The organism is Enterobacter sp. Y17 (assembly GCF_019730495.1).
GTDB lineage: Bacteria > Pseudomonadota > Gammaproteobacteria > Enterobacterales > Enterobacteriaceae > Enterobacter > Enterobacter asburiae_B.
Map to the genome: position 1 here is coordinate 1340309 of NZ_JAASKP010000001.1, position 22752 is coordinate 1363060.

The following is a 22752-nucleotide window of genomic DNA, read 5'->3' on the forward strand; positions in this document are numbered from 1 at the left end:
CATTTTCTTAAAAAAAATGAGCAGTTCGTGAATATGATGCGGATTGAATAATTGCGATCGCTTCAGGCGTAGGCTGTTTTTTCTTATTAAGAGAATGAAAAAAAATATGCCCTTAGAAGGAACAATGATGCTTAACGATAAGGATTCCGCATGTTTCGACTCTACCGGTCACATGATTTAACACGGCAATTAAACCCTGAAGATTTTCAATACATGCTTACTCCAGCAGGTTCACTGAAAGAGGCGTGTAAACATTATGATCTGTCTTATGAAGCAAACGGTCATAGCCTCTCTTTTGGTCTTCCCAAAAGAAAATACAGCATATCTCCACATCAAAGACCCTATGAACGAAGGCAATGCAGCTACGCAGATCCCATTTATGATCAAGTAGAACGCGAACTTCAAATTGGCTGGCTTGTTGGAGTAGATACCTCCAGGCGCTGGAGCAGCGACCGGAACCCGTTTTATATCGACGATAACGGCGAGCTAATTTTTACCCCTACTTCCTCATCGTGGCATGCATGGTATAAGGACGAAATCATGAGCGCTTACCGGCACGTTATTGCCGATCGGCAAGGCAGGAAGCCTGCTCCCACTCAACGGATGCATTATGATTATTACGGGCCAACAACTTCACCGTCGGGGAAAACGCTGAATAGTAAAGCTGTTGGTCGACTGCTCGCCGCTGGTGGGGTGTATAACGGCAATACTAAAGGTTTTCATGAAACCGCACAGCAGCTTGGTGGGGATGCCCCCGCGGGCTACGATCAAATCATGAACAACAAAGGGTTAATGATTGCGGGTGCCTCCATTGCAGCAGGATTGACAATTGGCAGGTTGAACCCTTTAAGCGAAATAGACGAAATATCGGGTCTCAGTAAGATACCAGCACTTGAAAACCCATATGTAAAAGGTTTCACCTCTGAGAATGGTACATTAGTGAATGCTGAACACGCCGTTATCGACCCAAAAAAACTCGCGGCTTATGCTTTAGATTCAACACATCCTACAGGGGGGCACAAAGCCAGGGTGTTTGAATCAGCGCTGGGATACAACCCAACTAATGCAGATGTTTTAGCCGCAAGAATCCAGGAAGGCGTATTATCGGCCCCAGCCAAAGTGTTGCAGGCAAATAATTACGGCCAAACAATGGCTGTCGATATGTCCATTTTAGGCGTCAATGATGAAACAGCGATCGTGCGTACAGGTTGGATGTATGAAACAGACGCGTTAGTTCCTCGCCTGACAACCATATTCGTTAAATGAGAAAATACAAATGAAAAGAGCCGAATTAGACGTAGTGGTTTTGGGCGAGGATTTACCGAATGAAGGACTGGTAAAAGGGACTATTGGTACGATTGTTATGGTTTTCGACACCCCTACGCGGGGCTATCTTGTCGAGTTTTGCGATGAGGAAGGAAGAACAATCGCACTGCCTGCTTTGCTTCCTGCTCAACTAAAGAGTTATTTCACTCCAGGTATCCTTAAAACACTGCTGGTTGACAATCATTTCCCGGTAGCCAACCCAGTAGATCCTGACGTAATGACAGACTTGATGTACAAAGCCGCCCCTGCTGAATGGGATGCTCAGAAGAGAAGAGTTTACGAGGATATCCAACGCCTGATGGTTAACCGGCTGGACTACTCTGGTATGTTCGAAATCATGGATGGCCTTGAGTATAACGGTTTGACGCTGTACAGCCTGGTGCAGGCGGAGAACGGTGAACCCGTATGGTCGAATATCTACATTCGTAACTTTGAAATACGTGACAACGAAAGCTATGTTGATCCGAACCTTACTGACAAGGTACTCATTGGTGAAGATGGTATGACCGTGTTTGCCTACAACTTCACAGATGACTGTTTCGAGATCCGTGATAAAGCATCAATGGATTATGCCATTGAAACACATGCTAACCTCAGCGAATTGTTGTCCACTCTGATTGATACGTTGAGCTGAAATCCGCAACATCAATTGCTGGTTGTATTTTCAACCAGCCTATTGGATCGCATTAATAAGGAGGTATAACGAAAGCATTCCGATACCTCTTCTCTCACTGCCCTCTCCAGCCTGTGCGCAACACTGTTCATGAACTTCGCTCATGTTGCATTGAAATTAAGTCACTTCCCCTGCGCCGCGGGCTCAGGCATAAATTATGCATCGGTAACTTCTTAGCAACATGAACTTAGGATGCATAACCACAATGAGCAAAGCTTTCACATATACCCTTAAGCGCAGTTGCTTCGATGAGAATTACAACCCGTCAGAAAATACGCGTACGACCACCAACTTTGCCAACCTGGCGCGCGGGGAAAAGCGTCAGGAAAACCTGCGCAATACGCTGGTGATGATCAACAACCGCTTTAACGCCCTGGCGCGCTGGGATAACCCAAACGCCGATCGCTACGCGGTTGAGCTGGAAATCATCTCTGTCGACTTGAACATTGGCGCGGAAAAACCGTTCCCGGCCATTGAGATATTGCAAACCACGATTGTCGACAAAAAAAATAACCTGCGTATCCCTGGCATCGTCGGAAATAACTTCTCTTCTTACGTGCGGGATTATGATTTCAGCGTGCGCCTGCTGGAACACAACAAGAACCAGCAGCACTTCAGCATTCCGGAAAAGTTTGGCGAACTGCACGGCAATATTTTCCGCCACTTTGTGAGCTCGCCGGAATACAAAGAGAACTTCAGCAAGGGTCCGGTGATCTGCCTGAGCGTCTCCAGCAAAGACACCTATCGCCGCAACGGTAACCAGCATCCTGTGCTGGGCGTTGAGTATCAGCCGGATGGCGAGTCGCTAACGGAACAGTACTTCGCGAAGATGGGCCTGAAGGTTCGCTATTTCATGCCGGAAAACAGCGTGGCGCCTTTCGCGTTCTTCTTTACCGGGGATTTGCTGAGTGACTACACCGATCTGGAGCTGATTGCCACCATCAGCACGATGGAGACGTTCCAGAAAATCTATCGCCCGGAAATTTATAACGCAAACTCGGCGGCGGGACTGTGCTACCGACCGGATCTGAACCAGCAGGATCACTCCTTAACCAAAATTGTTTATGACCGGGAAGAGCGTAGCCGACTGGCGATTGAACAGGGTCGCTTTACCGAAGCGTACTTTATTAAGCCTTACCAACACATTCTTGAGCAGTGGTCTGATAACTACACGCTTTAATTCATCAAAAAAGGTCTTTTATTATGAAAACATTGCTCCCGACTTCTACGGCTGGCAGCCTGCCTAAGCCGACCTGGCTTGCACAACCTGAAACGCTGTGGTCACCCTGGAAATTACAGGATCAGGAACTCCTGGCGGGTAAACAGGACGCGCTGCGCCTGTCTCTGGATGAGCAGATCCGCGCGGGTATCGATATCGTCAGCGACGGAGAACAGACCCGCCAGCACTTCGTCACCACCTTTATTGAACACCTGAGCGGCGTGGATTTTGAAAATCGCCAGACGGTGCGCATTCGTAACCGCTACGACGCCAGCGTGCCGACCGTGGTTTCAGCCGTTGCGCGTCAGAAACCGGTATTCGTGGACGATGCGAAATACCTGCGTCAGCTCACGGACAAGCCGATCAAATGGGCCCTGCCCGGGCCGATGACCATGATCGACACCCTTTACGACGCGCACTATAAAAGCCGCGAAAAGCTGGCCTGGGAATTCGCCAAAATCCTCAATCAGGAAGCGCGTGAGTTAGAGGCCGCAGGCGTCGATATTATCCAGTTTGATGAACCGGCATTTAACGTCTTTTTTGACGAGGTGAACGACTGGGGTATCGCCGCGCTGGAGCGCGCCATTGAAGGGCTGAAGTGCGAAACCGCGGTACACATCTGCTACGGCTACGGCATCAAAGCCAATACCGACTGGAAAAAAACGCTCGGCTCAGAGTGGCGCCAGTACGAAGAGGCCTTCCCTAAGCTGCAGACCTCTAATATCGACATTATCTCCCTGGAGTGCCACAACTCCCGCGTGCCGATGGATCTGCTGGAGCTGATCCGCGGTAAAAAGGTGATGGTCGGCGCGATTGATGTGGCAACCAACGCCGTTGAAACGCCGGAGGAAGTCGCCGATACGCTGCGTAAAGCGCTTCAGTTCGTCGATGCCGACAAGCTTTACCCGTCAACCAACTGCGGCATGGCCCCGCTTTCACGCCAGGTGGCTAACGGCAAGCTGAAAGCGCTCAGCGCCGGCGCAAAGATTATCCGCAAGGAGCTTGGCGCGTAATCCCTTACGTTTGCCAGTAGAGCGGCGTACCGAAAAACGCCACGTAATAATCAATCACCGCCCTGACGTTCAGGGGCGGATGACGTGCGTTAGGATAGATCGCCGCAATATTGAGTTGCTCCGTGTTGATGGCGCACGCCATTTCCGGCAAAAGGGCGACCAGCTCCCCCCGCTTCAGCCTGTCGCCAATCAGCCAGTCCGGAAACAGGACGATCCCCATCCCACCCAGCGCGGCAATAAGCAGCGATTCCGCATTATTAGACGTCATCAGCGGCGCGACGGGATAATGCACCCAATTCTCCCCTTTGCGACGTACGAGCCAGCGGTTAGGCCCGGACGAACCGCGATAGACCAGACATTTGTGCTGGCTCAACTCGGTCGGGTCGGCCGGGACGCCGTGTTGACGCAGATACGCGGGCGATGCGGCGAGGTGGTAGCGCTGCTGCCCAAAAACACGGGCGTGGAACGTCGAATCCGTCAGCGTGCCGATGCGGAAGATGAGATCGGCGGCATCCCGGTGCGGGTCGATAAAGTCATCGGTCAGCGTCAGCTCAATGGTTAACCGTGGATAACGCTCGGCCAGACCTGCCAGTCCGGGCGCAACGTGTCTCTGTCCAAAAAATACCGGCCCGTTTATGCGGACCGTGCCGGAGGGTTCGGTCGAACGTTCATCCAGCTCACGGCGCGCCTCTTCGAAGTTATCGACCATCGCCCGGGCATAGCGGATAAACAGATGCCCGCTTTCCGTGGGGATCACCGCCCGGGTATTGCGATAGAACAGCTGCTGGCCGAGCGCGTCCTCAAGCTGATGAACAATGCGCGACACCTGCGAGGCGGATATTCCCTCTCGTCGCGCGACGACGGAAAAGTTCTGCGTTTCATAGACGGCAATAAACAGCAGCAGTGAGCGAAGGTTCATGCTTCCGGCATCTGACATTAATGCATTTCCTGCAAAGGTGTTTCCTGCATTATGGCATTTTTCTCACGGGTCTACCGACGTAATCTTCTTCGCCTGAAAACGGAGGAAGCGTAATGCAGTTTGTTTTGATTTTACTGGTGATTGCCGGCGGGATGGGCCTCTCCGTCGAGGCGGGGCTACTGGGGCCATTAGGGGGAGAAGTGGGCGATTTATGGGCGACGTTCAGCATTTTTGGCGTCGGCGCCGCGCTGACGTTTCTGCTGATGCTGTTTTTCAGCCCGCGTAACAGCCCGTCGTTTTTCGCCCAGCCCGGCTGGCAGCTGCTCGGCGGCGTGCTTGGCCCTGTTTACGTGGTCATTCTGACGATCGCCACGCCGACCATCGGCATCGCTCTGACGATGATTGGCATTCTGGCTGGTCAGGTTTTTAAAAGCCTGATCATTGACCACTTTGGCCTGCTGGGTACACCGCACAGGAAGATAAACGCAAAACGTATCGTGGCGCTGGTTTTTATTATTGCGGCACTGGTTCTGGTCGCGCAGGGGTGATGATATGACGCTGATAATGATTCTTCTGGCCGTCTGCGGCGGTGCAACGCTGAGCATTCAGGCCGCGATTAACGGGCAGCTCGGCAGCAATGTCGGGGTATTTAAAAGCGCGTTTCTGACGTTTTCCGTCGGCGCGCTGATAACCGCCCTGCTCATTTTCTTCTTTGAACCGAAGCAGGCGGTCACGCTGCTGGACGTGCCGAAATGGCAGCTCATCGGGGCGATGTTCGGCGTGCCCTACATTGTGATCATGGTCGTGGCGGTGCAGCGCATCGGCACCGCCGTCGCCACGGTGGCGGTGATATTCGGCCAGCTCGCCATGAGTATGCTGATTGATAACTTTGGCTGGCTGGGCAATCCCGCCATTCCGTTTTCGACGAGCCGTCTGAGCGCGGTGGTGTGCCTGGGGATTGCCCTGTACTTCATCTACTCCAGCAGCAAAACCGGCAGCGTCCGCGACTAAGCTGAGGTCTTACGGGTAAAGAACAGCGTCACCGTGGCGACGGTGACGCCCAGCTTCTTCATCTCGGTTTTATTAAACAGATGCGTCTCATCCTGCAAATACATCCAGTCGTCGAAGTTCAGTAGCCAGGTGCTGCCGTTGGCCTTCACGTTCATGCTGTAATGCCAGTTAAAGGCGTTGCCTGCAGCCTGCCCCGTGGCAACCCCTTCAATATCCCCTGCCGTTCCCTCGTAGCGGTCGTTCCCCACGCGCCGGATGTGCCAGACCCGCTGCTGCTTCTCGCCATCGTCGTAGACGAAGTGCTCGTTGAGCGTCAGCGTATCGCCGATAACGTCTCCGGCAATCTCAACGTGGAAACGGCGGATCTGCTTGCCGCTGCGATCCTGCACCATCCCCCACGCTTCGGTTTTGCCCTGGAAGTAGTGAAAGATATCAAGCCGCGGCTGCTGCTGGCGATACTCGGCCACCTCAGTGCTACAGCCCGCCAGCAGCATTGTGAATGCCAGCGCCATCATCAGGATACGTTTCATTTTTGGCCTCCGATTAACTGCTGACGCAGCTCAGGATATTGCGTGCGGGGATCGAGCCAGATGGCCAGAAAACGGGTGCTGAACGCTTCCGACTGGCGCGGTCCGAGTGGAATAAAGGATGTTTGCGCCGCTGACGCGCGATACCAGAACTGCCCCTGCTTTTCGTTGAGAACAAACGCCAGCTGTGAGCCCGGGCGGACATCCGGCCAAAGGGACTGGAGCATCCGCAGCCAGGCTTCGCTTTGCGGCTCCTGGGCCAGGATCCCCTGCGCCTGCCACTGGTCGCGGGTCGCCTCAACCAGTTCATCGCGATCGATGTCGCGCGCATAGGTAATAATGAGCGCCTGATCCTGGTCCCGGCTGTAACGGCCGTCCGGGGTGCGCAGCTGGGAGGTGTAGACGGTGAAAGGTCCCCAGGTGAGCGTGGCGTCACCCACCTTCCGCCAGGCAAGCCAGTCGGCGGCCTGGGCAACCGGAACAACCAGCGTCAGCCAAAGCAGCAAAACCACAGATCTCATTTTTGTCTCCCCATCAGCAGGTGGAAAAACAGCATCAGTACCAGCCAGCCCGGCGCCATCCAGCTGACGACGATAAAGGTCGGCTCCAGAAACGTGATGCCTCCCAGCCGCTCGCCTAACAGGTAGGCCACCGGTCCACCCACGGCGGCCAGCAGGGTCAGCAGCCAGCCGGGTAGCGTGGTGGTGCGCGTCAGCTGCGTCCAGACCGTGGCGAACATCAGCCACAGTGCCACCATCCATAACGGCATCAGGGACTCGCCCGTAAAGGCAATCAGCCCGGTCAGCGCCCAGAGTGCGTCCAGCAAACTGCCCGCCGCGGCCAGCCCAATGGCGTAAAAACGGTATGCAGGCGGCAAGAGCAGGCACGCCAGGATCGCCAGCGCGAGCCAGATAATCAGGCCCTGTTCGCGAAAGAGCACCACCAGCGCCCAGTAGAGATCGAACGCGACGGCGAGCAGGAAGACCTGAAGGTAACGTCTCATACGCGCTCGGCGGTCAGCTGCACCACGCTGATGGTGCGAGCGTTAAACCCGGCCTCACAGTAGCCAAAGTAGTACAGCCACATGCGGCGGAACCGTTCATCGAAGCCGAGCTTTTCAATCTCCTGCCAGGCGTGGACAAAGCGCTGCCGCCAGTGGGCCAGCGTGCGGGCGTAGTCGGGGCCCATGTCGAAAAGATTGCGCACCACGAAATCGGTGTGGCGCGTCATGAGCTCGTTCATCGCGGTGATGCTCGGCAAGAATCCGCCCGGGAAAATGTAGCGCTGGATAAAATCGACGCTTTTGCTGTAGTCACGATAGCGCTGGTCCTGAATGGTAATGGCCTGAATCGCCATCCGTCCTCCCGGGCGCAGCCGCGCCTGGCAGGTGCGGAAGAACGTGGGCAGATAGCGTTGCCCGACGGCCTCAATCATCTCTATCGAGACCAGCTTGTCGTACTGTCCGGTGAGGTCGCGATAGTCGCAGAGCAGTACCTCAACGCGATCCTGCAACCCGGCGCGGGCGATCCGCTCGGTCGCCCAGCTATATTGCTCCTGCGACAGCGTGGTGGTCGTTACCCGACAGCCGTAATGACGCGCCGCGTATTCCGCCATCGCACCCCAGCCGGTGCCAATTTCCAGCAGGTGGTCACCCGGACTTAGCGCCAGCTGGTCACACAGGCGCGCCATTTTGGCCCGCTGGGCCGCCGTGAGATCCTGCTCGTCACCAGTAAACAGCGCGCTGGAATAGAGCAGCTCTTTATCCAGAAAATGGGCATAAAAGGTATTGCCCAGATCGTAATGGGCGGCAATATTTTCGCGCGCCTGCATGCGGGAGTTACGCCGCGTCCAGTGGCGTATCCGCTCCAGCGGCCTGCCGAGCAGACGGAACCCGTTTTCCAGACGCCCAAGCACCTCGCCGTTTATCGCGAGCAGCTCCAGAAGCGGCGTGAGGTGTGCAGTTTCCCATTCTCCGTCCATCCAGGCTTCTGCCGCAGCAAGGCTCCCGCCCGTTAAGACGCGCCAGTAGACGCCGGGCGTGAGGATCTGCACGTCGGCATGCAGCGCGGAGGATGACTCGCCAAAATGGAAGGTCTGCGCCCCTTCACGCAGCGTGAGCGAGCCGCCGCGGATACCGCTTAACAGACGAAACAGCAGCCATCGTGCGATGCGGACGTTGCGCGGAATATCGGGTTCTAACGCAAAGACGGGATCGGTCATGAGCGTTCACTCCTGCTGACGGGATGGTTATACAGCGGCACGCGCTTGAGCCACAGGCGCAGCGCCTGCCAGTAAATGGCAAAAAAGGTTTTCAGAGTCATGAGCGGAATGCGCAGCAACAGCGAGCGCAGCGCGGGGCGCGTCAAAGGCTCCCGGCGCAGCGCCAGCGTGGCGTCAAAAACCTTCGCTTCCTGATGATTTTCAATGTGCATATGCAGCGTGTTATCCGGGTCGTTAAAGCGCCAGTGGTAGATCATGTCCATCGGGTTGAAGGGGGAAACGTGAAACGCTTTTTCCGTCGGCTGCGCATCCTGTCCGTTGACGGCATAGTAATGACGTTCATTCCACGGCGTGTTGCGGACCTCCGCCAGCACCCAGCGCAGCGTTCCCTTCCCGTCGTAGCAGTAGTAAAAGTTGACCGGATTGAAATGAAAGCCGAAATAGCGCAGCTGCGTCAGGAGCATCACCCGCCCGTCCGGACGTTCCCCGGTCAGGCTCTCCAGCCTGCTGAGCACGTTCTCTTTAAGCGGCGTGCCGAGCGGATAGTCCGCGTCGTGGAACGAGGCGCCGGCAAAGCGATTGCGCCGCACGCCGACTGACGGCAGCAGCGGCAGTTCATCGAGATCCAGCCAGGCCATGAAGACGCTGTAGCTGAATTCATGGGTTTTCGGCTGAAGGCGGCGGTGGCGTAATACGCCGTGGTAGAGGCAGCTGTTCATCTCAGTTCCCCTCTCCGGCCGCTATCGCGTTGACCACGTCCAGCGCGCTGCGCACGCCATCTTCATGAAAGCCGTTGTACCACCAGGCACCGCAGTACCAGCTCCGGTTATGACCGTTGATCTCGCCGCGCCGCGCCTGCGCCCGCCAGCTTTGCGGGTTAAACAGCGGATGTTCATAGACAAAGCGTTGCAGAACGAAGCGTTCATCTACCGGCGCGTCCGGGTTGAGGGTGACGCAGAACAGCGGACTGCCCGCAGGGAGCCCCTGCAGGATGTTCATGTTGTAGGTGACGCAGGCGCTGGCCTGCTCGTGAGCGCTCAGGCGGTAGTTCCAGCTGGCCCACGCGCGCCGCCGCTCCGGCAGCCAGCGCGGATCGCTGTGTAAAACGACCTCGTTGCGCTGCCAGCCGATATCGCCCAGCACCTCGCGCTCTGCGGGCGTCGGGTCATCAAGCATCGCCAGAGCGCTGGCGGAGTGGCAGGCAAAAATCACCCGATCGAAGGTATGGCTGCCGTTTTCAAGCTGAAGCGTAACCCCGTGCTCGTGGCGGCTCACCCGCTGCACCGGAGAATTGAGATGCAGATTCAGACGGTCGCCCAGCTTGTCGAGCATGGCGCGGATATACTCCCGCGAGCCGCCCGGCACCACGTACCACTGCGGGCGCTGGGTGATATCCAGCAGCCCGTGGTTCTGGAAGAAACGTAAGAAAAGCGGCAGCGGGAAACGCTTCATCTCCTGCAGCGACGAGGACCAGATGGCGGCCCCCATCGGCAGAATGTAGTGGCGCGCAAAAAACGGCGTGAAGCCGTGCTGTTCCAGAAACGTTTGCAGCGTGGCGTTCGGGTCCACCTCCCCGTCCAGCGCCTGTTTCGCCAGACGATTGAAGCGGACGATCTCCCCGAGCAGCCGCCAGAATGCCGGATTCACCAGGTTTCGGCGCTGGGCAAACAGCGACGTCAGGGTGTGTCCGTTGTACTCCAGCCCCGTCGCCGGGTTGTGCACCGAAAAGCTCATCTGCGTTTTTTGTCCGCTGATGCCCAGCTCGCTGAGGAGGCCCATAAAGCGCGGATAGGTGCGATCGTTGTAAACGATAAACCCGGTATCGATCGCGTAGGTACCCTGTGGCGTCGAGACGTCAACCGTTGCGGTATGGCCGCCGGGCGTGGCGTCCGCTTCAAACAGGGTCACCTGATGGTGCCCGGCCAGGCGCCAGGCGCAGGTCAGCCCGGCGATGCCGCTGCCGATAATCGCAATGTTCATGAACGCACCATCCTGCGCAGCAGCGCGCGCTGAAGAAACGCAGGCAGCCCGGAGAGCAACCGCAAAATAAAGCCGAACCCGTCAGGAAACGCGATATGCATTTTCCCTGCCGCCAGCCCGGTACGGATCGCCTTGACCGCCTCGTCGACGCTCACCCTGCCCGGCATGGCAAAGTCGTTTTTGCGCGTCAGCGGCGTATCAACAAAGCCCGGGGAGACCACCGTGACGGCAATTCCTTTTGGCTCCCAGTCCAGGCGCAAACTCTCGGCAAACCAGCTCAGGGCCGCTTTGGACGCGCCGTAGGCCTCTGCCCGTGGGAAAGGTAGCCAGTGGGCCATGGAACTCACCAGCACTACGCGGTTGCCAGCCGTCAGCTGGGGCTGCAGCGCGTCAAGACAGTTCACCGGGCCGAGGAAATTTGTCGCCATAACCCGCTCCACCAGCGCCGCATCCACCACGCCTCCATCGAGATATTCGCAGGTACCGGCGCAGAGAATAATCAGATCGGCGTAGCTGCCGGTCAGCGCCTGGCGACAGGCATCCCTGTCTGTCATATCGAACAGGCGAACGGTGAGATTGGGGCAGGTCTGATGCAGCGCTTCGAGGCGCGCCGGATCGCGTCCGCAGGCAATCACGTGGTAGCCGTCTGCGGCAAAGGATTTCGCCAGCCCGGCGCCAATGCCCGAGCTTGCGCCGGTGATCAGTACCGTTTTCATGATTTGACCCTCCGCTTCACGCCGCGTACCGCCCAGCCCAGCAGAGGAAGGTGTTCGTAGATCATCTCTCCCGCATCGTAGTAGTCGCGCTGGTGCGTGATGAGATCGTTTTCCGTGTCCACCACCGAACATCCCGGCAGTTCGAGCGGCTCTCCCCCGGCAATGCGCGGATGCGACCAGTGCATTACCCAGGTCACAGCAAACCGGTTCCCGCTGCACAGCGGCGTATCGATGGTAAAACGGCAATGCTCGACGTTGGCCAGCAGATGGGTGAAATAGCGCTGAAGCGCGAAAATCCCGTCATGCTCGCCAAACGGATCGATAAGCGTGGCATTCGAATGGTAAAGCCCCACCAGCGCGGACGGCGGCTGGCTATCCAGTGCGGCGTAGTACTCAACAAACCGACTCACGACAGAGGGCAAAGTGCTCATGGGTCACATCCTGGCTGTAAACAACGTGGCGTAATCGCATACTTAAAACTTACACAATTAACGTTATTTGTCCAAGTTTGTGGAGATTTATTTTTTATTTTAACTATATATCAATAACTTAATAACAGTAAAAAAGTGAGTTTTGTAGACCGGGTAAGGAGTGGCCGCCACCCGACTTTAACTTTCAGGATTTCCTTAAGGCAAACTCGCCGGTCTTCTTCCAGGCTTATCCTTTTTATTCATAAGGATGCCTGCATGAAACGTTTCTTTCTCTCCCTATTCTCAAGCCCGGAATCCTTACTGCAGGTGATGAGCCAGCAGGAAATTATTGAAGCCGTCGAAGATGGCGATCGCATCATTATCGACCAGGACGGGAACGCCTCGGTGAACTACAAAAGCAACGAGGTACGGCAGGATTTTCTGCGTCACGTCAACATGCTGAAGAGGGCCTGATATGGGAACGGCGATATTTATGGTGCTGATGGTATGCGGGTACTGGTACACCAGCCGCGACCTGTCGACACGCTTTAAAATCAAGCGTTCATTTGGCTGGGACGTCTATTTTCTTGTGGCGCTGTACGGCTGTATTTTCGTTCTTCAGGGCGTGATTGCCACCGGTCTGCTCTGGCTACTCCTGCTCGCTCTTTCTGCGGCAAACAACGCTTTTCACTTTGCCTCGCCGAAATATACCGACTGGCAAATCGACTTTATGAACTGGAGCTTTTTAGGCATTCAGGCGCCGGTGGTCGTGATGCTGGCGTTTGCCATCCTGTTTTGCCTCTACCGCTCTAACTGGGCAGGCAGCGCCAGGCTGGACGGCGAAAGCCGGAAAAAGCTCTACAAACGTCTGGCGCAGTCGAGCGGTATTGAACAGCTGCTGTATCAGTGTATGGAACAAGGGGAACTGGCGCAGGTCACGCTGCGGTCGAGGCGGATTTACGTCGGCATGATCCACACCGCGACGCTGGAATATGAAAAAACGGCCAATATCGTGCTGATCCCGATGTTAAGCGGATACAGAGATGCGAAGACGATGAACTTTCGCATCGAGAATAACTACAGCAAGTGGTATGCGGAGCATGACATCACGCTCGACTCCGAACCCCGCAGCGCCATGTCATTCCGGAAGGTGATTTTACTCAATCAGATTGAGAGCCTCTCGCTGTTCGATCCCGCCAGCGCCAGCGCGCTATCGCTGGCACAGCGCGACGAGAGCTCTCGCTCTAAAGAGACATCCCCATAATCCTGAGTATGCTCTGCTGTGATGCGGTTTCGAAAAGGACGTTCTTAACGCAGAGCATGCCCTGCTTCCGGTAGAACCGGTACGCTCCCGCGTTCTGCTCAAGCACTTCCAGCCAGAGATAGTCTTTTCCCCTGCTCCGGGCCATGTCGGTGATGTTGTTGAACATCACCTGGCCATAGTTCTTGCCGGTCTCGGCGGGATCGAGGTAGAGCTTGTTGAGGAGAACGCCCTTCTTGTCCGTTTCCGGGAGCAGGGCTTCCCATGTCACTTTCATAAATCCCACGGGCCGATCGGTCTCGGCAACATACCAGGAAACAGCGTTCTCTTTCAGGCTCTGTTCAAGTACGGAAAGCGCGTACTCGCCGTTCAGAAAATCCTTCATCTCTGCGTCTGACACCCACAGATGCTGAAAATGGGCGGGATAGATTCGGTATCCCAGCTCGCTTAATAGCGCGGCATCGGCACGGGTGGCCTGTCGAATTCGAAGCGTCATGGAAAGTCTCCCTGGTAATCACCCGTGTTGGGCATTTTGAAAGAGATCCCAGCGGTTGCCGTAAATATCTTCAAACACCACCACCGTACCGTACTCTTCCTCACGAGGTTCTTCGCAGAAATGGACGCCTTTGTCTTTCATAGCACGGTAATCGCGCCAAAAATCGTCCGTCTGAAGGAAGAGGAAAACTCTGCCGCCGCATTGATTGCCGATAAAGCTTTCCTGCCTCTCGTTAGAAGCGCGAGCCAGCAAAATGTTGCAGTCACTTTCCGGGTTGGGTGAGACGACCACCCAGCGTTTACCTGGTTGAGGCGTATCCTCTACGAGGGTAAACCCCAGCTTGTCGGTGTAGTATTCAATGGCGCGATCGTAGTCATCAACCACAATAGCCACGCAGCCAAGGCATCGCTTCTGTGTTCTCATTTTTCGTTTCCTTTGCATAAATGGGTTACGGGCAACGCTATTCCATTGCAGCGTGCTGGCCGCCGGGTTTACTGGCTTGCGTAAGCCTCGCGCTTTTCTGCCCATTTCAGCATGGCATCAAGCGCCGGACATAATGCCTGCCCCCAATCGGTGAGGCGATACTCCACTTTCGGTGGCACTTGCGGGTAGACCATCCGCGAAACGATACCATCGGATTCAAGTTGCCTGAGCTGCTGCGCCAGCATCTTCTGGGAAATACCGGGGATCAGTTTTTCGAAATCAGAGTAGCGCTGCACTTTTCCGTCGAAAAGATGAAAAAGAATAATTAATTTCCAGCGGCCTTCCAGCAGCCGTAACACTTGCTCCACGCCGCTCGCGGCAGATTCCGGACTATATAACTTACTCATAATTCAGTAGCTCACTTTTTCGTGCGTACTTGTCAATTTCTCAGTCTATGTTGAATATACCTGTACTGTAAATAACGGGAGTGCAAGGTCATGTCATTAGATATTGATTTTAAAGGCAAACGCGTGCTTGTTACCGCGGGCACGAAAGGGCTCGGAAAAGCGGTCGTCGGGCTTTTAAAACAGCTCGGTGCAACGGTATTCACCACTGCGCGCCACGAGCCGGACGTAGATATCGCAGATACTTTCGTCGCCGCTGACCTTACGACGGTCGCTGGATGTTCCGCTGTCGCATCTGCGGTTCAGGAGCAGATGGGAGGCGTCGACGTGATTATCCATGTTGCGGGCGGTTCAACCTCACCCGGTGGCGGTTTTGCTGCGCTTGGCGAAGAAGAGTGGCAGCAGGAGCTCAATCTTAATTTGCTGCCTGCAGTACGCTTAGATCGCGCCCTGCTTCCCGGAATGCTCGCGCAGGGAAATGGGGTGATTATTCACGTGACGTCTATTCAGCGCGAGCTGCCGTTACCGGAATCAACAACGGGTTATGCGGCGGCTAAAGCAGCCCTCTCAACCTACAGTAAAAGCCTTTCAAAGGAAGTCTCACCGAAGGGCGTTCGGGTGGTGCGCGTTGCGCCCGGATGGATCGAAACTGAAGCGGCGGTTGCACTGGCGGAGAGGCTGGCAAAGCAGGCAGGTACAGACTACGAAGGCGGCAAGCAGATTATTATGAAGGCGTTAGGTGGAATACCGCTCGGACGCCCTGCCAGACCGATTGAGGTGGCCAACCTCATCGTCTTCCTTGCTTCATCGCATGCTGCGAGTATCACCGGTACTGAATTTGTGATTGATGGCGGCACCATTCCGACAGCGTAACGCGGGTGCTTAATCGGCTCGGTGCGAGAGTTGATTAAGCACCGGGGAATATCACTTTTCGGACAGTTTCTCCAGGCCCTTTTTTAACGCATGTCTTACCGTTTCTGAATCCATACCCATCTGTGCATGAATAATTGCGCCGTCAATGAGCAGCATGATTTCATTGACGACGCGCTCATCAGCACTCTTCGTCAGCAAGGCAATAATTTTCTTTGTTTCTGATTTATGACTGCGGCATATCTCTTTTATTTCGCTTTCAATATCTTCCGATTTTGCCTCTGCGCTGGCGTTAATAAACGCGCAGCCGTGGAACTCGGGCGAAATAAACCATTCGTAAAGCGTTGCGGATATCGCATCAGCAGGTATTTCGCCTTCATCGAGATGCCGACGCAGCGTGGTCTCAAACCAGTTAATCCATATTTCATGCCGGTAGTTCAAATAGGCAAGAATAAGCAAACTCTTGCTGGGAAAATGGCGATAAAAAGTCACCTTGGTCACTTTAGATGCTTTAATCAGCGTATCCACCCCCGTCGCCCTGAAGCCCGTGGAATAAAACAGATCGTGCGCCGTGAGTAATATCTTATCTCTGACGCTGATTTTAGTATCGTTGTCTGCGGGTTCTGTTTTCACTTTTGGGTAGCCTCTAAAATAATGTTGACAGCGTTATTTTACAGGCATAGATTACCGCAAGTAGACAGACCTGTCTACATAATATAACACTGAGGTAATCGCCATGAACACACGTCCTCCTTTACCGCCCTTCACTCGTGAAAGCGCCATCGAAAAAGTCAGACTGGCAGAAGATGGCTGGAACAGCCGCGACCCGGCGAAAGTCGCGCTTGCCTATACGCTGGATACCCAATGGCGTAACCGCGCAGAGTTCGCCACCAACCGTGAAGAAGCCCAGGCGTTTCTGGAGCGGAAATGGAAAAAAGAGCTGGACTATCGTCTGATTAAAGAGCTCTGGGCATTTACGGAGAATCGGATCGCGGTGCGCTATGCCTATGAATGGCATGATGATTCCGGCAACTGGTTCCGCTCTTACGGCAATGAAAACTGGGAGTTTGAGCCGGACGGACTGATGAAGCGCCGCTTTGCCTGCGTAAACGATATGCCAATCAAAGCCTCTGAGCGTCTGTTCCACTGGCCGCTGGGCAGACGCCCGGACGATCACCCTTCGCTGAGCGATCTTGGCTTATAGGATTTTTGCATCACTCCGGGCCGCCCCGGAGTGATGAATTTACAGCGCGCCCAGCTGTTTCATCAGCGTCAGGTTGTCCTCAATATGCCAGTTAGCCACAATTTTACCGTCACCAATCTCATAAATATCCGTGGCGATAAAATCAATTTTCTGCCCCTGTCCTTTCAGCTTGCCAAATGTTCCGGTGAACGTGCCGTGAAAATGTAAATGCGAAACCACGCGATCGCCTGAAATAATCATTTGCTCAACGTCACAGCGCAAATCAGGCACGGCTGCGCGAAACGCGCGGGACGCTAAAATAGCGCCTTCCGGCCCCTGCGTACGCCCTTTCGGAGGCGTTTTATCAATAAAACCTGCCGCCAGGGCATCACGCGCCAGGGTTTCATTACCCGTGTTCCAGAATGAAGCATATTCTCTGGCAACGGCTTCATTCACCTTTAATTGCGCCTGCGGCAGGCTGTTGTCCACTATAAGCTGTTTCGGCTGAAGCCATTCCCCCTGCGCGGAAATCGCATTGCCCGACAGACCGGCAAAAATAACCATCGCTACAGCCGAATGAAAATACGTCGTATATTTCATGATATCTCTCAATAGAGTATTACATTCCCGCAGACGATTTCCTGCGGTTCAAATCAGAGAGGGTCAGTTAATTAACGCCCCGCCTTCAATATCAATGACCGACCCCGTGACAAAGGGATTATCAATGGCGAAAAGATATCCTTGCGCCACGTCCTCCGCCCTTCCCCAGGCTTTGGCTGGCAGGGTTTCCGCCGCGCCAGCGAGCATTTTTTCCCGCGCGGCGGCGTCCATGCCCGCATACGCTTCCGTGTCGGTCAGCCCCGGACTCACGACGTTGACGCGCAGCGGTGAAAGCTCTTTCGCCAGCACTTTTGTCGCGGCCTCGATGGCGGCATTCATCGTCGTTTTAACAATGGCGCCCGCCACGGTGCGACGCGCCACGAACCCGCTGGTAAACGTCAGCGTACCGCCGGGGGCGATGTTCCCGCTGAGATAGCGGGCGACATTGATGCTTCCCCAGAATTTTGTATCAAAAGCCAGCCTTGCCGCGCGGAGATCCAGCCCGGAAAGAAGCCCTCCCGGTGCCTGTGAACCCGCCGTAACGACGATATTATTGACCTCACCCAGCGTTTCACCGAGTGCGACAAGCTCTGCCTCACGGCTGATATCCAGCACGAGGGTATGAACAGACGCGGCGTGGGCGCTCAGCCGTTGCCGCGCAGCGTCCAGCTTCGCGCCGTCGCGGCCCGCAAGAATAATCTCCTCGCCGCGCCCGGCAAGCAGGCTGCCCACGGCGAAACCGATGCCGGAAGCGCCGCCGATAATTAAGGTTTTACGGGTCATAACGTCTTCTCCTGCAGGGTGTAAATGGGGTAATCGGTATATCCCGTCGCGGTGCCGCCAAACAGCGTGGCGGGATCGCGCACCTGGGCCAGAGGCAGCTGGTGCGCCAGACGGTGGGGTAAATCCGGGTTAGCAATAAATGGCCGTCCGAAGGCAATCAAATCGGCATAGCCGGCAGCGAGGATCTTTTCCGCTTTTTGAAGGTCATAGTTCCCCGCGACGATAAGGGTTCCGCTAAACGTCTCGCGAAGCGATTGTCGGAACGGCTCAGGCACCTGCGGCGCATCGTCCCAGTCGGCCTCCGCCAGGTGGATGAACGCAATCCCTTCTTGTTCACACCAGGCCGCGAGAGCGAGTATGGCTTCCGTCACCTGCGGATCGTTCATCCCGCGCTGGGTAATAAACGGGGAAAGGCGAATGCCCGTACGCTCGCGGCCAATGGCCTCGGCAATGGCGCTTAACACCTCCTGAGCAAAGCGGATCCGGTTCGCCAGCGTGCCGCCGTACTCGTCCGTGCGTTTGTTGGAGGTTTGACGAAGAAACTGGTCGATCAGATAGCCGTTTCCGCCGTGAACCTCCACGCCGTCAAACCCGGCCTGAACGGCATTCAGTGCCGCCTGACGATAGTCCGCGATGATGCTGAGGATGTCCTTGCGCGAGAGGGTTCTCGGCTGCGGGCAGTCAACCATTTGGCCTTCCCCCTTTTCATTCACCACCCACACCTGCGCGTCCGGGGCCAGCGCTGACGGGGCGACGGGCTGACCATCCTGATGAAAGCTGGCGTGCGACATCCGCCCGACGTGCCAGAGCTGCGAAAAAATCACCCCTCCCGCCTGATGCACGGCGCCCGTGGTGAGCTGCCATCCTGAAACCTGCTCAGGCGAATGGATGCCGGGCGTCCAGGAGTATCCCTGGCCCTGAGGCGAAATCTGGGTGGCTTCCGTGATGATTAATCCGGCGCTGGCCCGCTGCCGGTAATACTCCGCCATCAGCGCCGAGGGAATATTTCCCGGCTGAAGGGAGCGCGCGCGGGTCATCGGCGCCATGACGATACGGTTCTTCAGGTCTTGCTGACCCAGCCTGTAACGTTCAAAAAGTGAGGTACGTTGCATGTTTTCATCCCTTATGGTTTGGATGAAATCACTTTACAGTCGGCATCTGATTTTGATAATTACGCTAAAATCAGATGCACTTTTCGGAATATATGAATAATGGGTAAACTCGAAGACATGGCGTTACTGGTGGAAGTTGCCGAGGCCGGCGGTCTTTCTGCCGCCGGGCGACGCCTGTCGCTTTCTCCCGCCACCATGACGGCCAGGCTGAAGGCGATTGAGGAGCGTTACCAGACGCGCCTGTTTCACCGCTCAACGCGATCCATCACGCTGACCCGCGCCGGGGAAGAGTTTTACCATGCCGCGCTGCGCGTGCTGGAAGAAGTGCATCACGCCGAGTCGTTAATGACGCAAAAGGAAGGCGTGCTCAGCGGCAACATTCGCCTTTCTGCGCCCTCGGACTTTGGCAGGCAGTATCTTAGCCCCGCCGTCGTGGAATTCTCCCGACGCCATCCCGACGTTAAATTTTTCATCTCGTTAAGAGAACACGTTGAGGATCTGGTCGCTAACCGGCTGGATATGAGCGTGCGTTTCGGCAACCTGCCGGACAGCAGCCTTGTCGTCAGAAACATCCGCCCGAACCATCGGGTGCTGGTCGCCTCCGGGGAGTATCTTAACGAACGCGGAATTCCCTCCACGTTTGCCGATTTAGCTCAGCACCGGTGCCTGGCGCTTGAGTCTCAGGGCGTGGTGATGAACGAATGGCGCTTTGAAAAAGATGGCGAGGAAAGCGTCGTTCGCGTAGAGCCTGCCATGGTGTGCGACGACGGGGCTTTGCTTCGTCAGTGGGCACTCAGCGGGGCTGGCATCGCGGGGAAATCGTGGTGGGACGTCAAAGACGATGTTGAAACCGGAAGGCTCACGGTACTGTTTGCCGACAGCTTCACCGGCTTTAGCCGATACGATCGCAAAGATGTCGGCCTGCAGCTTGTTTACCCCCAGCGCAAACTGCAGCCGCTTCAGGTCACGGCGTTTAGCCAGTTTTTTCTCGACTGGCTAAAAAAACAGTAAAATTAAATCGCGTCAGGCATCTGCGGTTAATTTCTCGCCAAAATAAGAGATGGCGCGCATTTCGGTGACAACCTCAGGACTACTCTGTGTGCGGTTTTCAGGAGGTACAAAATATGAAAAAGCTTCTGATCTGTTGTTTGTTTGGTAATACCGCAAACTCTCTCGCCAAAAAAATGCAGTCTCTGGCAGAACGCGAAGGCTATCCGCTGATGATTAGCGCTGTTGGGCTGGATAACTTCGCCAGCGTCGCTCCCGCTTTCGATGGTTTCCTCATCGCCCCGCACATTCAGTACAAACTCGATGAGATAAAAGAAACGGTGGGCAATACGCGTTCAATCGCCATTATTGAGAGCCTGCCCTATGCCTCTCTCGACGCGAGGAAAGTATTGAATTTCGTGAAGGAGCAGATGCCTGAACTGGCTGCATGACAGATAAGGCCGCATCGGTTTTGCGGCCTCCTCTCACCCGGCGTTCAAAACGTGTCGACACAAGGCTGGCCGACCTTATTAAGGGCGTTTTTCAACCTGGCTCTGAGTTCAATTAACGCCGCTTCTTTCTCTTCAAGCTGCTGCAGCTTGTGGCGCAGAGACGCCTGTTTTTGCTCAGCGGTAAATTTGTCGTCAACCCAGACAGCCAAAACCTCTGAAATTTCAGCTAAGGTAAAACCCAGCATTTTGGCATGCTTGATCATGTTTAAACGCTGTAAATCGACGGCGGAATAGACTTTATAGTTATTGCTGCGATTGGGCTGCGGGATATTCTCTAATAGCCCCTGTCGCTCATAGTAACGCACCGTCTCTTTCGACAATCCCGTTTTCGCACACAGTTCACCAATTCGCATCGCGTCGCCCTCACCTTGTAAAAATCACGCTTGACCGTGTACCTAAGTGCACGGTTTATGCTGTGCAGCATACATTAGGGAAATGGGATTAAACATATGAATTCTTTTGATTATACCGGAAAAACAGCGCTGATTACCGGAGCGTCGTCAGGCATAGGCCGTGATTTTGCCCGGCAGCTCGCCGCCCGCGGCGTGGCCTTGATCCTGGTCGCCCGCTCCGAGCCAAGGCTGCAGGCGCTTGCCGTAGAGTTAGTCAGAAAGCACGGCGTCTCAATCACGATTATCGTGCAGGATTTAGTGAAGCCGGAAGCCATTCCGCACATTGTGGAACGGCTTGAAACCTTAAGACGCGTCCCCGACATTCTGATCAATTGCGCCGGCTTCGCCACCTACGGGCCATTCGAAAAGCTGTCCATCGACAGGCAGCGTGATGAGATAAACGTAAACTGCATGGCCCCCGTGGAGCTGACTCACGCCTTGCTGCCGGGAATGCTGCAGCAGGGCTCCGGGGTAATTATTAACGTTGCCTCAACGGCCGCGATGCAGCCGGATCCCTATATGGCGATTTATGGCGCAACCAAAGCCTTCCTGCTCTCGTTTTCGAACGCGTTGTGGGGAGAGTATCGCTCCAGGGGCATTCGCGTCCTGGCGCTTTGCCCCGGCGCAACGGATACGGCCTTTTTTGATGTGGTGAATGCTGAGGAAGCCTCGGTCGGTAAACGAATGCCCGCTGACAAGGTGGTCACCCTGGCGTTGAAGGCCGTTGAGAGCAACCGTAACTACCTGATTACCGGATGCGGTAACTGGCTTCTGGGGCAGCTACACCGGTTCGTGACGCGCAGGCGTCTGGTGCTCATCGTTGAAAAAATATTGCGTCCACGCTCGGCCTAAGCAAAAACAGTCCTGTTCAGCGCAAGGGAGTTGCGCTGAAATCCACGCTTATCGCAGGCAGATAGATGCCATAGTGCACGAAAAACAGTGATACACTTACCGCACCTGGTTGATCGTCCCGTCTGAACGGCGCATGATGAATGACGGTAACCAAATCTCAAAATGGTCACTCGTTGTTAATCGTAGCCTGTCACGCTAAGCTTAAATAATGACTAAAAATATGAATCCCCCATCATCACGTGGTCCCCTTGATCACGCTGTCAGAGAGCAAATCGTCGAAGCGGCTTTTGAGCACTTCGGCCACTACGGCTATGAAAAAACCACCGTTGCCGAACTGGCTAAATCCATTGGTTTTTCAAAGTCCTACATTTATAAGTTTTTCGATTCCAAACAGGCTATCGGCGAGGTGATCTGCGCTAACCGCCTGGAGCTGATCATGGCGGCAGTGCTTTCCGCCATCGAGGGTGCGCCGTCGGCAAGCGAAAAATTACGCCGCCTTTTCAAAGCGCTCACCGAGGCGGGAAGCGAGCTGTTTTTCCACGACCGTAAGCTATACGACATCGCCGCCGTCGCCGCGCAGGAGCAGTGGCCTTCCACGCAAAAGTACAGCGAAAGCCTGATGAAGCTGATTGAGAGCATCATTATCGAAGGCAGGCAGGCCGGCGAGTTTGAAAGAAAAACGCCGCTGGATGAAGTCACCTGTGCCGTCTACATGGTGATGTGCCCTTACATTAACCCCGTTCAGCTTCAGTACAACCTCGAAATGGCCCCCACCGCGGCGGTGCTTCTCTCTTCACTGATTTTAAGAAGCCTGGCCCCCTAATTTGTGACCATTGACAATTTTGGTCACTAGTCAGAGAATG

The 22752-nt window shown here is 55.2% G+C and carries 31 protein-coding genes; 14 read left to right on the top strand and 17 right to left on the bottom strand.

What is annotated here, in order from left to right:
• The first annotated feature begins 150 nt into the window (after positions 1 to 150).
• From HCH49_RS06125 to HCH49_RS06140, 4 genes are all read left to right on the top strand, one after another.
• The gene (locus tag HCH49_RS06125) at positions 151 to 1266 is read left to right on the top strand and encodes a DUF6883 domain-containing protein (protein WP_221702381.1); all 1116 of its coding nucleotides are present in this window, start codon (positions 151 to 153) and stop codon (positions 1264 to 1266) included.
• Positions 1267 to 1276: 10 nt separating this feature from the next.
• Positions 1277 to 1960 carry a YrhA family protein gene (locus HCH49_RS06130; protein ID WP_221702382.1) on the top strand — a complete coding sequence of 228 codons (684 nt, stop codon included), beginning with the start codon at positions 1277 to 1279 and terminating at the stop codon, positions 1958 to 1960.
• 244 nt (positions 1961 to 2204) lie between these two features.
• Positions 2205 to 3179, top strand: a complete 975-nt coding sequence (locus HCH49_RS06135; protein WP_167819233.1) for a DUF1852 domain-containing protein — start codon at positions 2205 to 2207, stop codon at positions 3177 to 3179.
• 23 nt (positions 3180 to 3202) lie between these two features.
• Positions 3203 to 4231, top strand: coding sequence for a methionine synthase (locus HCH49_RS06140; RefSeq protein ID WP_045888576.1), 1029 nt, complete (start codon positions 3203 to 3205; stop codon positions 4229 to 4231).
• Between the two features lie 4 nt (positions 4232 to 4235).
• Here the strand turns inward: HCH49_RS06140 and HCH49_RS06145 are convergent, their stop codons facing one another.
• On the bottom strand, positions 4236 to 5168 hold the full coding sequence (locus tag HCH49_RS06145) for a LysR family transcriptional regulator (protein WP_048981087.1): 933 nt from the start codon (positions 5166 to 5168) through the stop codon (positions 4236 to 4238).
• 95 nt (positions 5169 to 5263) lie between these two features.
• Between HCH49_RS06145 and HCH49_RS06150 the strand changes: the two genes are divergently transcribed.
• On the top strand, positions 5264 to 5698 hold the full coding sequence (locus HCH49_RS06150; protein WP_032657293.1) for a DMT family transporter: 435 nt from the start codon (positions 5264 to 5266) through the stop codon (positions 5696 to 5698).
• A 4-nt stretch (positions 5699 to 5702) separates the two neighbouring features.
• Entirely contained in the window at positions 5703 to 6161 is a 459-nt protein-coding gene (locus tag HCH49_RS06155) for a DMT family transporter (protein ID WP_221702384.1), read from the top strand.
• Here the strand turns inward: HCH49_RS06155 and HCH49_RS06160 are convergent.
• The 8 genes from HCH49_RS06160 to HCH49_RS06195 are packed head-to-tail and all read right to left on the bottom strand — an operon-like array spanning position 6158 to position 12035.
• The gene (locus tag HCH49_RS06160; RefSeq protein WP_047647836.1) at positions 6158 to 6691 is read right to left on the bottom strand and encodes a DUF3833 domain-containing protein; all 534 of its coding nucleotides are present in this window, start codon (positions 6689 to 6691) and stop codon (positions 6158 to 6160) included. The two genes, HCH49_RS06155 and HCH49_RS06160, sit on opposite strands and share 4 nt — an antisense overlap.
• Entirely contained in the window at positions 6688 to 7209 is a 522-nt protein-coding gene (locus HCH49_RS06165; RefSeq protein WP_045888572.1) for a hypothetical protein, read from the bottom strand. The genes HCH49_RS06160 and HCH49_RS06165 overlap by 4 nt, the downstream gene beginning before the upstream one ends.
• Positions 7206 to 7691 (bottom strand): DUF2878 domain-containing protein, encoded by a 486-nt coding sequence (locus HCH49_RS06170; protein WP_221702385.1) that lies wholly within the window; start codon positions 7689 to 7691, stop codon positions 7206 to 7208. Before HCH49_RS06170 ends, HCH49_RS06165 begins: the two co-directional genes overlap by 4 nt.
• Entirely contained in the window at positions 7688 to 8908 is a 1221-nt protein-coding gene (locus HCH49_RS06175) for a cyclopropane-fatty-acyl-phospholipid synthase family protein (RefSeq protein WP_221702387.1), read from the bottom strand. The genes HCH49_RS06170 and HCH49_RS06175 overlap by 4 nt, the downstream gene beginning before the upstream one ends.
• A complete protein-coding gene (locus HCH49_RS06180) occupies positions 8905 to 9627 on the bottom strand; it encodes a DUF1365 domain-containing protein (RefSeq protein WP_214538377.1) in 723 nt (240 codons plus the stop codon). Before HCH49_RS06180 ends, HCH49_RS06175 begins: the two co-directional genes overlap by 4 nt.
• A 1-nt stretch (position 9628) precedes the next feature.
• Positions 9629 to 10888: an NAD(P)/FAD-dependent oxidoreductase gene (locus HCH49_RS06185; RefSeq protein ID WP_217072937.1), complete on the bottom strand. Its 1260-nt coding sequence runs from the start codon at positions 10886 to 10888 to the stop codon at positions 9629 to 9631.
• Positions 10885 to 11604 (bottom strand): SDR family NAD(P)-dependent oxidoreductase, encoded by a 720-nt coding sequence (locus HCH49_RS06190; RefSeq protein WP_032657315.1) that lies wholly within the window; start codon positions 11602 to 11604, stop codon positions 10885 to 10887. Before HCH49_RS06190 ends, HCH49_RS06185 begins: the two co-directional genes overlap by 4 nt.
• Positions 11601 to 12035 (bottom strand): nuclear transport factor 2 family protein, encoded by a 435-nt coding sequence (locus HCH49_RS06195; protein ID WP_048977880.1) that lies wholly within the window; start codon positions 12033 to 12035, stop codon positions 11601 to 11603. Before HCH49_RS06195 ends, HCH49_RS06190 begins: the two co-directional genes overlap by 4 nt.
• 255 nt (positions 12036 to 12290) lie before the next feature.
• Between HCH49_RS06195 and HCH49_RS06200 the strand changes: the two genes are divergently transcribed.
• Both HCH49_RS06200 and HCH49_RS06205 read left to right on the top strand, forming a co-directional pair.
• Entirely contained in the window at positions 12291 to 12488 is a 198-nt protein-coding gene (locus tag HCH49_RS06200; protein WP_023311615.1) for a hypothetical protein, read from the top strand.
• A 1-nt stretch (position 12489) separates the two neighbouring features.
• On the top strand, positions 12490 to 13278 hold the full coding sequence (locus HCH49_RS06205; protein ID WP_032657321.1) for a hypothetical protein: 789 nt from the start codon (positions 12490 to 12492) through the stop codon (positions 13276 to 13278).
• Here HCH49_RS06205 and HCH49_RS06210 read toward each other — a convergent pair.
• The 3 genes from HCH49_RS06210 to HCH49_RS06220 all read right to left on the bottom strand — a co-directional run bounded on the left by HCH49_RS06210 (position 13259) and on the right by HCH49_RS06220 (position 14601).
• On the bottom strand, positions 13259 to 13771 hold the full coding sequence (locus HCH49_RS06210) for a GNAT family N-acetyltransferase (RefSeq protein ID WP_221702388.1): 513 nt from the start codon (positions 13769 to 13771) through the stop codon (positions 13259 to 13261). The two genes, HCH49_RS06205 and HCH49_RS06210, sit on opposite strands and share 20 nt — an antisense overlap.
• An 18-nt stretch (positions 13772 to 13789) precedes the next feature.
• Positions 13790 to 14194 (bottom strand): VOC family protein, encoded by a 405-nt coding sequence (locus tag HCH49_RS06215; protein ID WP_221702390.1) that lies wholly within the window; start codon positions 14192 to 14194, stop codon positions 13790 to 13792.
• Positions 14195 to 14262: 68 nt separating this feature from the next.
• Entirely contained in the window at positions 14263 to 14601 is a 339-nt protein-coding gene (locus tag HCH49_RS06220) for a helix-turn-helix domain-containing protein (protein ID WP_023311611.1), read from the bottom strand.
• Between the two features lie 90 nt (positions 14602 to 14691).
• Here HCH49_RS06220 and HCH49_RS06225 point away from each other — a divergent pair, with 90 nt between their 5' ends.
• Positions 14692 to 15471 (top strand): SDR family oxidoreductase, encoded by a 780-nt coding sequence (locus tag HCH49_RS06225; RefSeq protein ID WP_221702395.1) that lies wholly within the window; start codon positions 14692 to 14694, stop codon positions 15469 to 15471.
• Positions 15472 to 15522: 51 nt separating this feature from the next.
• Here HCH49_RS06225 and HCH49_RS06230 read toward each other — a convergent pair whose 3' ends face one another.
• Positions 15523 to 16101 (bottom strand): TetR/AcrR family transcriptional regulator, encoded by a 579-nt coding sequence (locus HCH49_RS06230; RefSeq protein WP_221702397.1) that lies wholly within the window; start codon positions 16099 to 16101, stop codon positions 15523 to 15525.
• Positions 16102 to 16204: 103 nt separating this feature from the next.
• Here HCH49_RS06230 and HCH49_RS06235 point away from each other — a divergent pair, with 103 nt between their 5' ends.
• Positions 16205 to 16672, top strand: coding sequence for a DUF1348 family protein (locus HCH49_RS06235; RefSeq protein ID WP_023311608.1), 468 nt, complete (start codon positions 16205 to 16207; stop codon positions 16670 to 16672).
• Between the two features lie 39 nt (positions 16673 to 16711).
• On the opposite strand, the gene HCH49_RS06240 is transcribed toward HCH49_RS06235, so the two are convergent.
• The 3 genes from HCH49_RS06240 to HCH49_RS06250 form a co-directional block, all read right to left on the bottom strand.
• The gene (locus tag HCH49_RS06240) at positions 16712 to 17251 is read right to left on the bottom strand and encodes an ester cyclase (RefSeq protein WP_221702398.1); all 540 of its coding nucleotides are present in this window, start codon (positions 17249 to 17251) and stop codon (positions 16712 to 16714) included.
• A 63-nt stretch (positions 17252 to 17314) separates the two neighbouring features.
• A complete protein-coding gene (locus HCH49_RS06245; protein WP_210867223.1) occupies positions 17315 to 18034 on the bottom strand; it encodes an SDR family oxidoreductase in 720 nt (239 codons plus the stop codon).
• Positions 18031 to 19146, bottom strand: a complete 1116-nt coding sequence (locus HCH49_RS06250; RefSeq protein ID WP_045888561.1) for an alkene reductase — start codon at positions 19144 to 19146, stop codon at positions 18031 to 18033. The genes HCH49_RS06245 and HCH49_RS06250 overlap by 4 nt, the downstream gene beginning before the upstream one ends.
• Before the next feature lie 99 nt (positions 19147 to 19245).
• Here HCH49_RS06250 and HCH49_RS06255 point away from each other — a divergent pair, with 99 nt between their 5' ends.
• Positions 19246 to 20157 carry a LysR family transcriptional regulator gene (locus HCH49_RS06255; RefSeq protein WP_213787386.1) on the top strand — a complete coding sequence of 304 codons (912 nt, stop codon included), beginning with the start codon at positions 19246 to 19248 and terminating at the stop codon, positions 20155 to 20157.
• A gap of 113 nt (positions 20158 to 20270) precedes the next feature.
• Positions 20271 to 20585: a PTS sugar transporter subunit IIB gene (locus HCH49_RS06260; RefSeq protein WP_033145449.1), complete on the top strand. Its 315-nt coding sequence runs from the start codon at positions 20271 to 20273 to the stop codon at positions 20583 to 20585.
• A 44-nt stretch (positions 20586 to 20629) separates the two neighbouring features.
• Here HCH49_RS06260 and HCH49_RS06265 read toward each other — a convergent pair whose 3' ends face one another.
• On the bottom strand, positions 20630 to 20998 hold the full coding sequence (locus HCH49_RS06265) for a MerR family transcriptional regulator (RefSeq protein WP_087822518.1): 369 nt from the start codon (positions 20996 to 20998) through the stop codon (positions 20630 to 20632).
• 96 nt (positions 20999 to 21094) lie between these two features.
• Here HCH49_RS06265 and HCH49_RS06270 point away from each other — a divergent pair, with 96 nt between their 5' ends.
• Positions 21095 to 21889: an SDR family oxidoreductase gene (locus HCH49_RS06270; protein ID WP_094935232.1), complete on the top strand. Its 795-nt coding sequence runs from the start codon at positions 21095 to 21097 to the stop codon at positions 21887 to 21889.
• Between the two features lie 208 nt (positions 21890 to 22097).
• Entirely contained in the window at positions 22098 to 22712 is a 615-nt protein-coding gene (locus HCH49_RS06275) for a TetR/AcrR family transcriptional regulator (RefSeq protein WP_064672443.1), read from the top strand.
• The last annotated feature ends 40 nt before the right edge of the window (positions 22713 to 22752 follow it).

Excerpts from the sequence above, each read along its gene's own strand:
- HCH49_RS06125 (WP_221702381.1), top strand. The coding sequence starts at position 151 with ATGTTTCGACTCTACCGGTCACATGATTTAACACGGCAATTAAACCCT.
- HCH49_RS06130 (WP_221702382.1), top strand. The coding sequence starts at position 1,277 with ATGAAAAGAGCCGAATTAGACGTAGTGGTTTTGGGCGAGGATTTACCG.
- HCH49_RS06135 (WP_167819233.1), top strand. The coding sequence starts at position 2,205 with ATGAGCAAAGCTTTCACATATACCCTTAAGCGCAGTTGCTTCGATGAG.
- HCH49_RS06140 (WP_045888576.1), top strand. The coding sequence starts at position 3,203 with ATGAAAACATTGCTCCCGACTTCTACGGCTGGCAGCCTGCCTAAGCCG.
- HCH49_RS06145 (WP_048981087.1), bottom strand. The coding sequence starts at position 5,168 with ATGTCAGATGCCGGAAGCATGAACCTTCGCTCACTGCTGCTGTTTATT.
- HCH49_RS06150 (WP_032657293.1), top strand. The coding sequence starts at position 5,264 with ATGCAGTTTGTTTTGATTTTACTGGTGATTGCCGGCGGGATGGGCCTC.
- HCH49_RS06155 (WP_221702384.1), top strand. The coding sequence starts at position 5,703 with ATGACGCTGATAATGATTCTTCTGGCCGTCTGCGGCGGTGCAACGCTG.
- HCH49_RS06160 (WP_047647836.1), bottom strand. The coding sequence starts at position 6,691 with ATGAAACGTATCCTGATGATGGCGCTGGCATTCACAATGCTGCTGGCG.
- HCH49_RS06165 (WP_045888572.1), bottom strand. The coding sequence starts at position 7,209 with ATGAGATCTGTGGTTTTGCTGCTTTGGCTGACGCTGGTTGTTCCGGTT.
- HCH49_RS06170 (WP_221702385.1), bottom strand. The coding sequence starts at position 7,691 with ATGAGACGTTACCTTCAGGTCTTCCTGCTCGCCGTCGCGTTCGATCTC.
- HCH49_RS06175 (WP_221702387.1), bottom strand. The coding sequence starts at position 8,908 with ATGACCGATCCCGTCTTTGCGTTAGAACCCGATATTCCGCGCAACGTC.
- HCH49_RS06180 (WP_214538377.1), bottom strand. The coding sequence starts at position 9,627 with ATGAACAGCTGCCTCTACCACGGCGTATTACGCCACCGCCGCCTTCAG.
- HCH49_RS06185 (WP_217072937.1), bottom strand. The coding sequence starts at position 10,888 with ATGAACATTGCGATTATCGGCAGCGGCATCGCCGGGCTGACCTGCGCC.
- HCH49_RS06190 (WP_032657315.1), bottom strand. The coding sequence starts at position 11,604 with ATGAAAACGGTACTGATCACCGGCGCAAGCTCGGGCATTGGCGCCGGG.
- HCH49_RS06195 (WP_048977880.1), bottom strand. The coding sequence starts at position 12,035 with ATGAGCACTTTGCCCTCTGTCGTGAGTCGGTTTGTTGAGTACTACGCC.
- HCH49_RS06200 (WP_023311615.1), top strand. The coding sequence starts at position 12,291 with ATGAAACGTTTCTTTCTCTCCCTATTCTCAAGCCCGGAATCCTTACTG.
- HCH49_RS06205 (WP_032657321.1), top strand. The coding sequence starts at position 12,490 with ATGGGAACGGCGATATTTATGGTGCTGATGGTATGCGGGTACTGGTAC.
- HCH49_RS06210 (WP_221702388.1), bottom strand. The coding sequence starts at position 13,771 with ATGACGCTTCGAATTCGACAGGCCACCCGTGCCGATGCCGCGCTATTA.
- HCH49_RS06215 (WP_221702390.1), bottom strand. The coding sequence starts at position 14,194 with ATGAGAACACAGAAGCGATGCCTTGGCTGCGTGGCTATTGTGGTTGAT.
- HCH49_RS06220 (WP_023311611.1), bottom strand. The coding sequence starts at position 14,601 with ATGAGTAAGTTATATAGTCCGGAATCTGCCGCGAGCGGCGTGGAGCAA.
- HCH49_RS06225 (WP_221702395.1), top strand. The coding sequence starts at position 14,692 with ATGTCATTAGATATTGATTTTAAAGGCAAACGCGTGCTTGTTACCGCG.
- HCH49_RS06235 (WP_023311608.1), top strand. The coding sequence starts at position 16,205 with ATGAACACACGTCCTCCTTTACCGCCCTTCACTCGTGAAAGCGCCATC.
- HCH49_RS06240 (WP_221702398.1), bottom strand. The coding sequence starts at position 17,251 with ATGAAATATACGACGTATTTTCATTCGGCTGTAGCGATGGTTATTTTT.
- HCH49_RS06245 (WP_210867223.1), bottom strand. The coding sequence starts at position 18,034 with ATGACCCGTAAAACCTTAATTATCGGCGGCGCTTCCGGCATCGGTTTC.
- HCH49_RS06250 (WP_045888561.1), bottom strand. The coding sequence starts at position 19,146 with ATGCAACGTACCTCACTTTTTGAACGTTACAGGCTGGGTCAGCAAGAC.
- HCH49_RS06255 (WP_213787386.1), top strand. The coding sequence starts at position 19,246 with ATGGGTAAACTCGAAGACATGGCGTTACTGGTGGAAGTTGCCGAGGCC.
- HCH49_RS06260 (WP_033145449.1), top strand. The coding sequence starts at position 20,271 with ATGAAAAAGCTTCTGATCTGTTGTTTGTTTGGTAATACCGCAAACTCT.
- HCH49_RS06265 (WP_087822518.1), bottom strand. The coding sequence starts at position 20,998 with ATGCGAATTGGTGAACTGTGTGCGAAAACGGGATTGTCGAAAGAGACG.
- HCH49_RS06270 (WP_094935232.1), top strand. The coding sequence starts at position 21,095 with ATGAATTCTTTTGATTATACCGGAAAAACAGCGCTGATTACCGGAGCG.
- HCH49_RS06275 (WP_064672443.1), top strand. The coding sequence starts at position 22,098 with ATGACTAAAAATATGAATCCCCCATCATCACGTGGTCCCCTTGATCAC.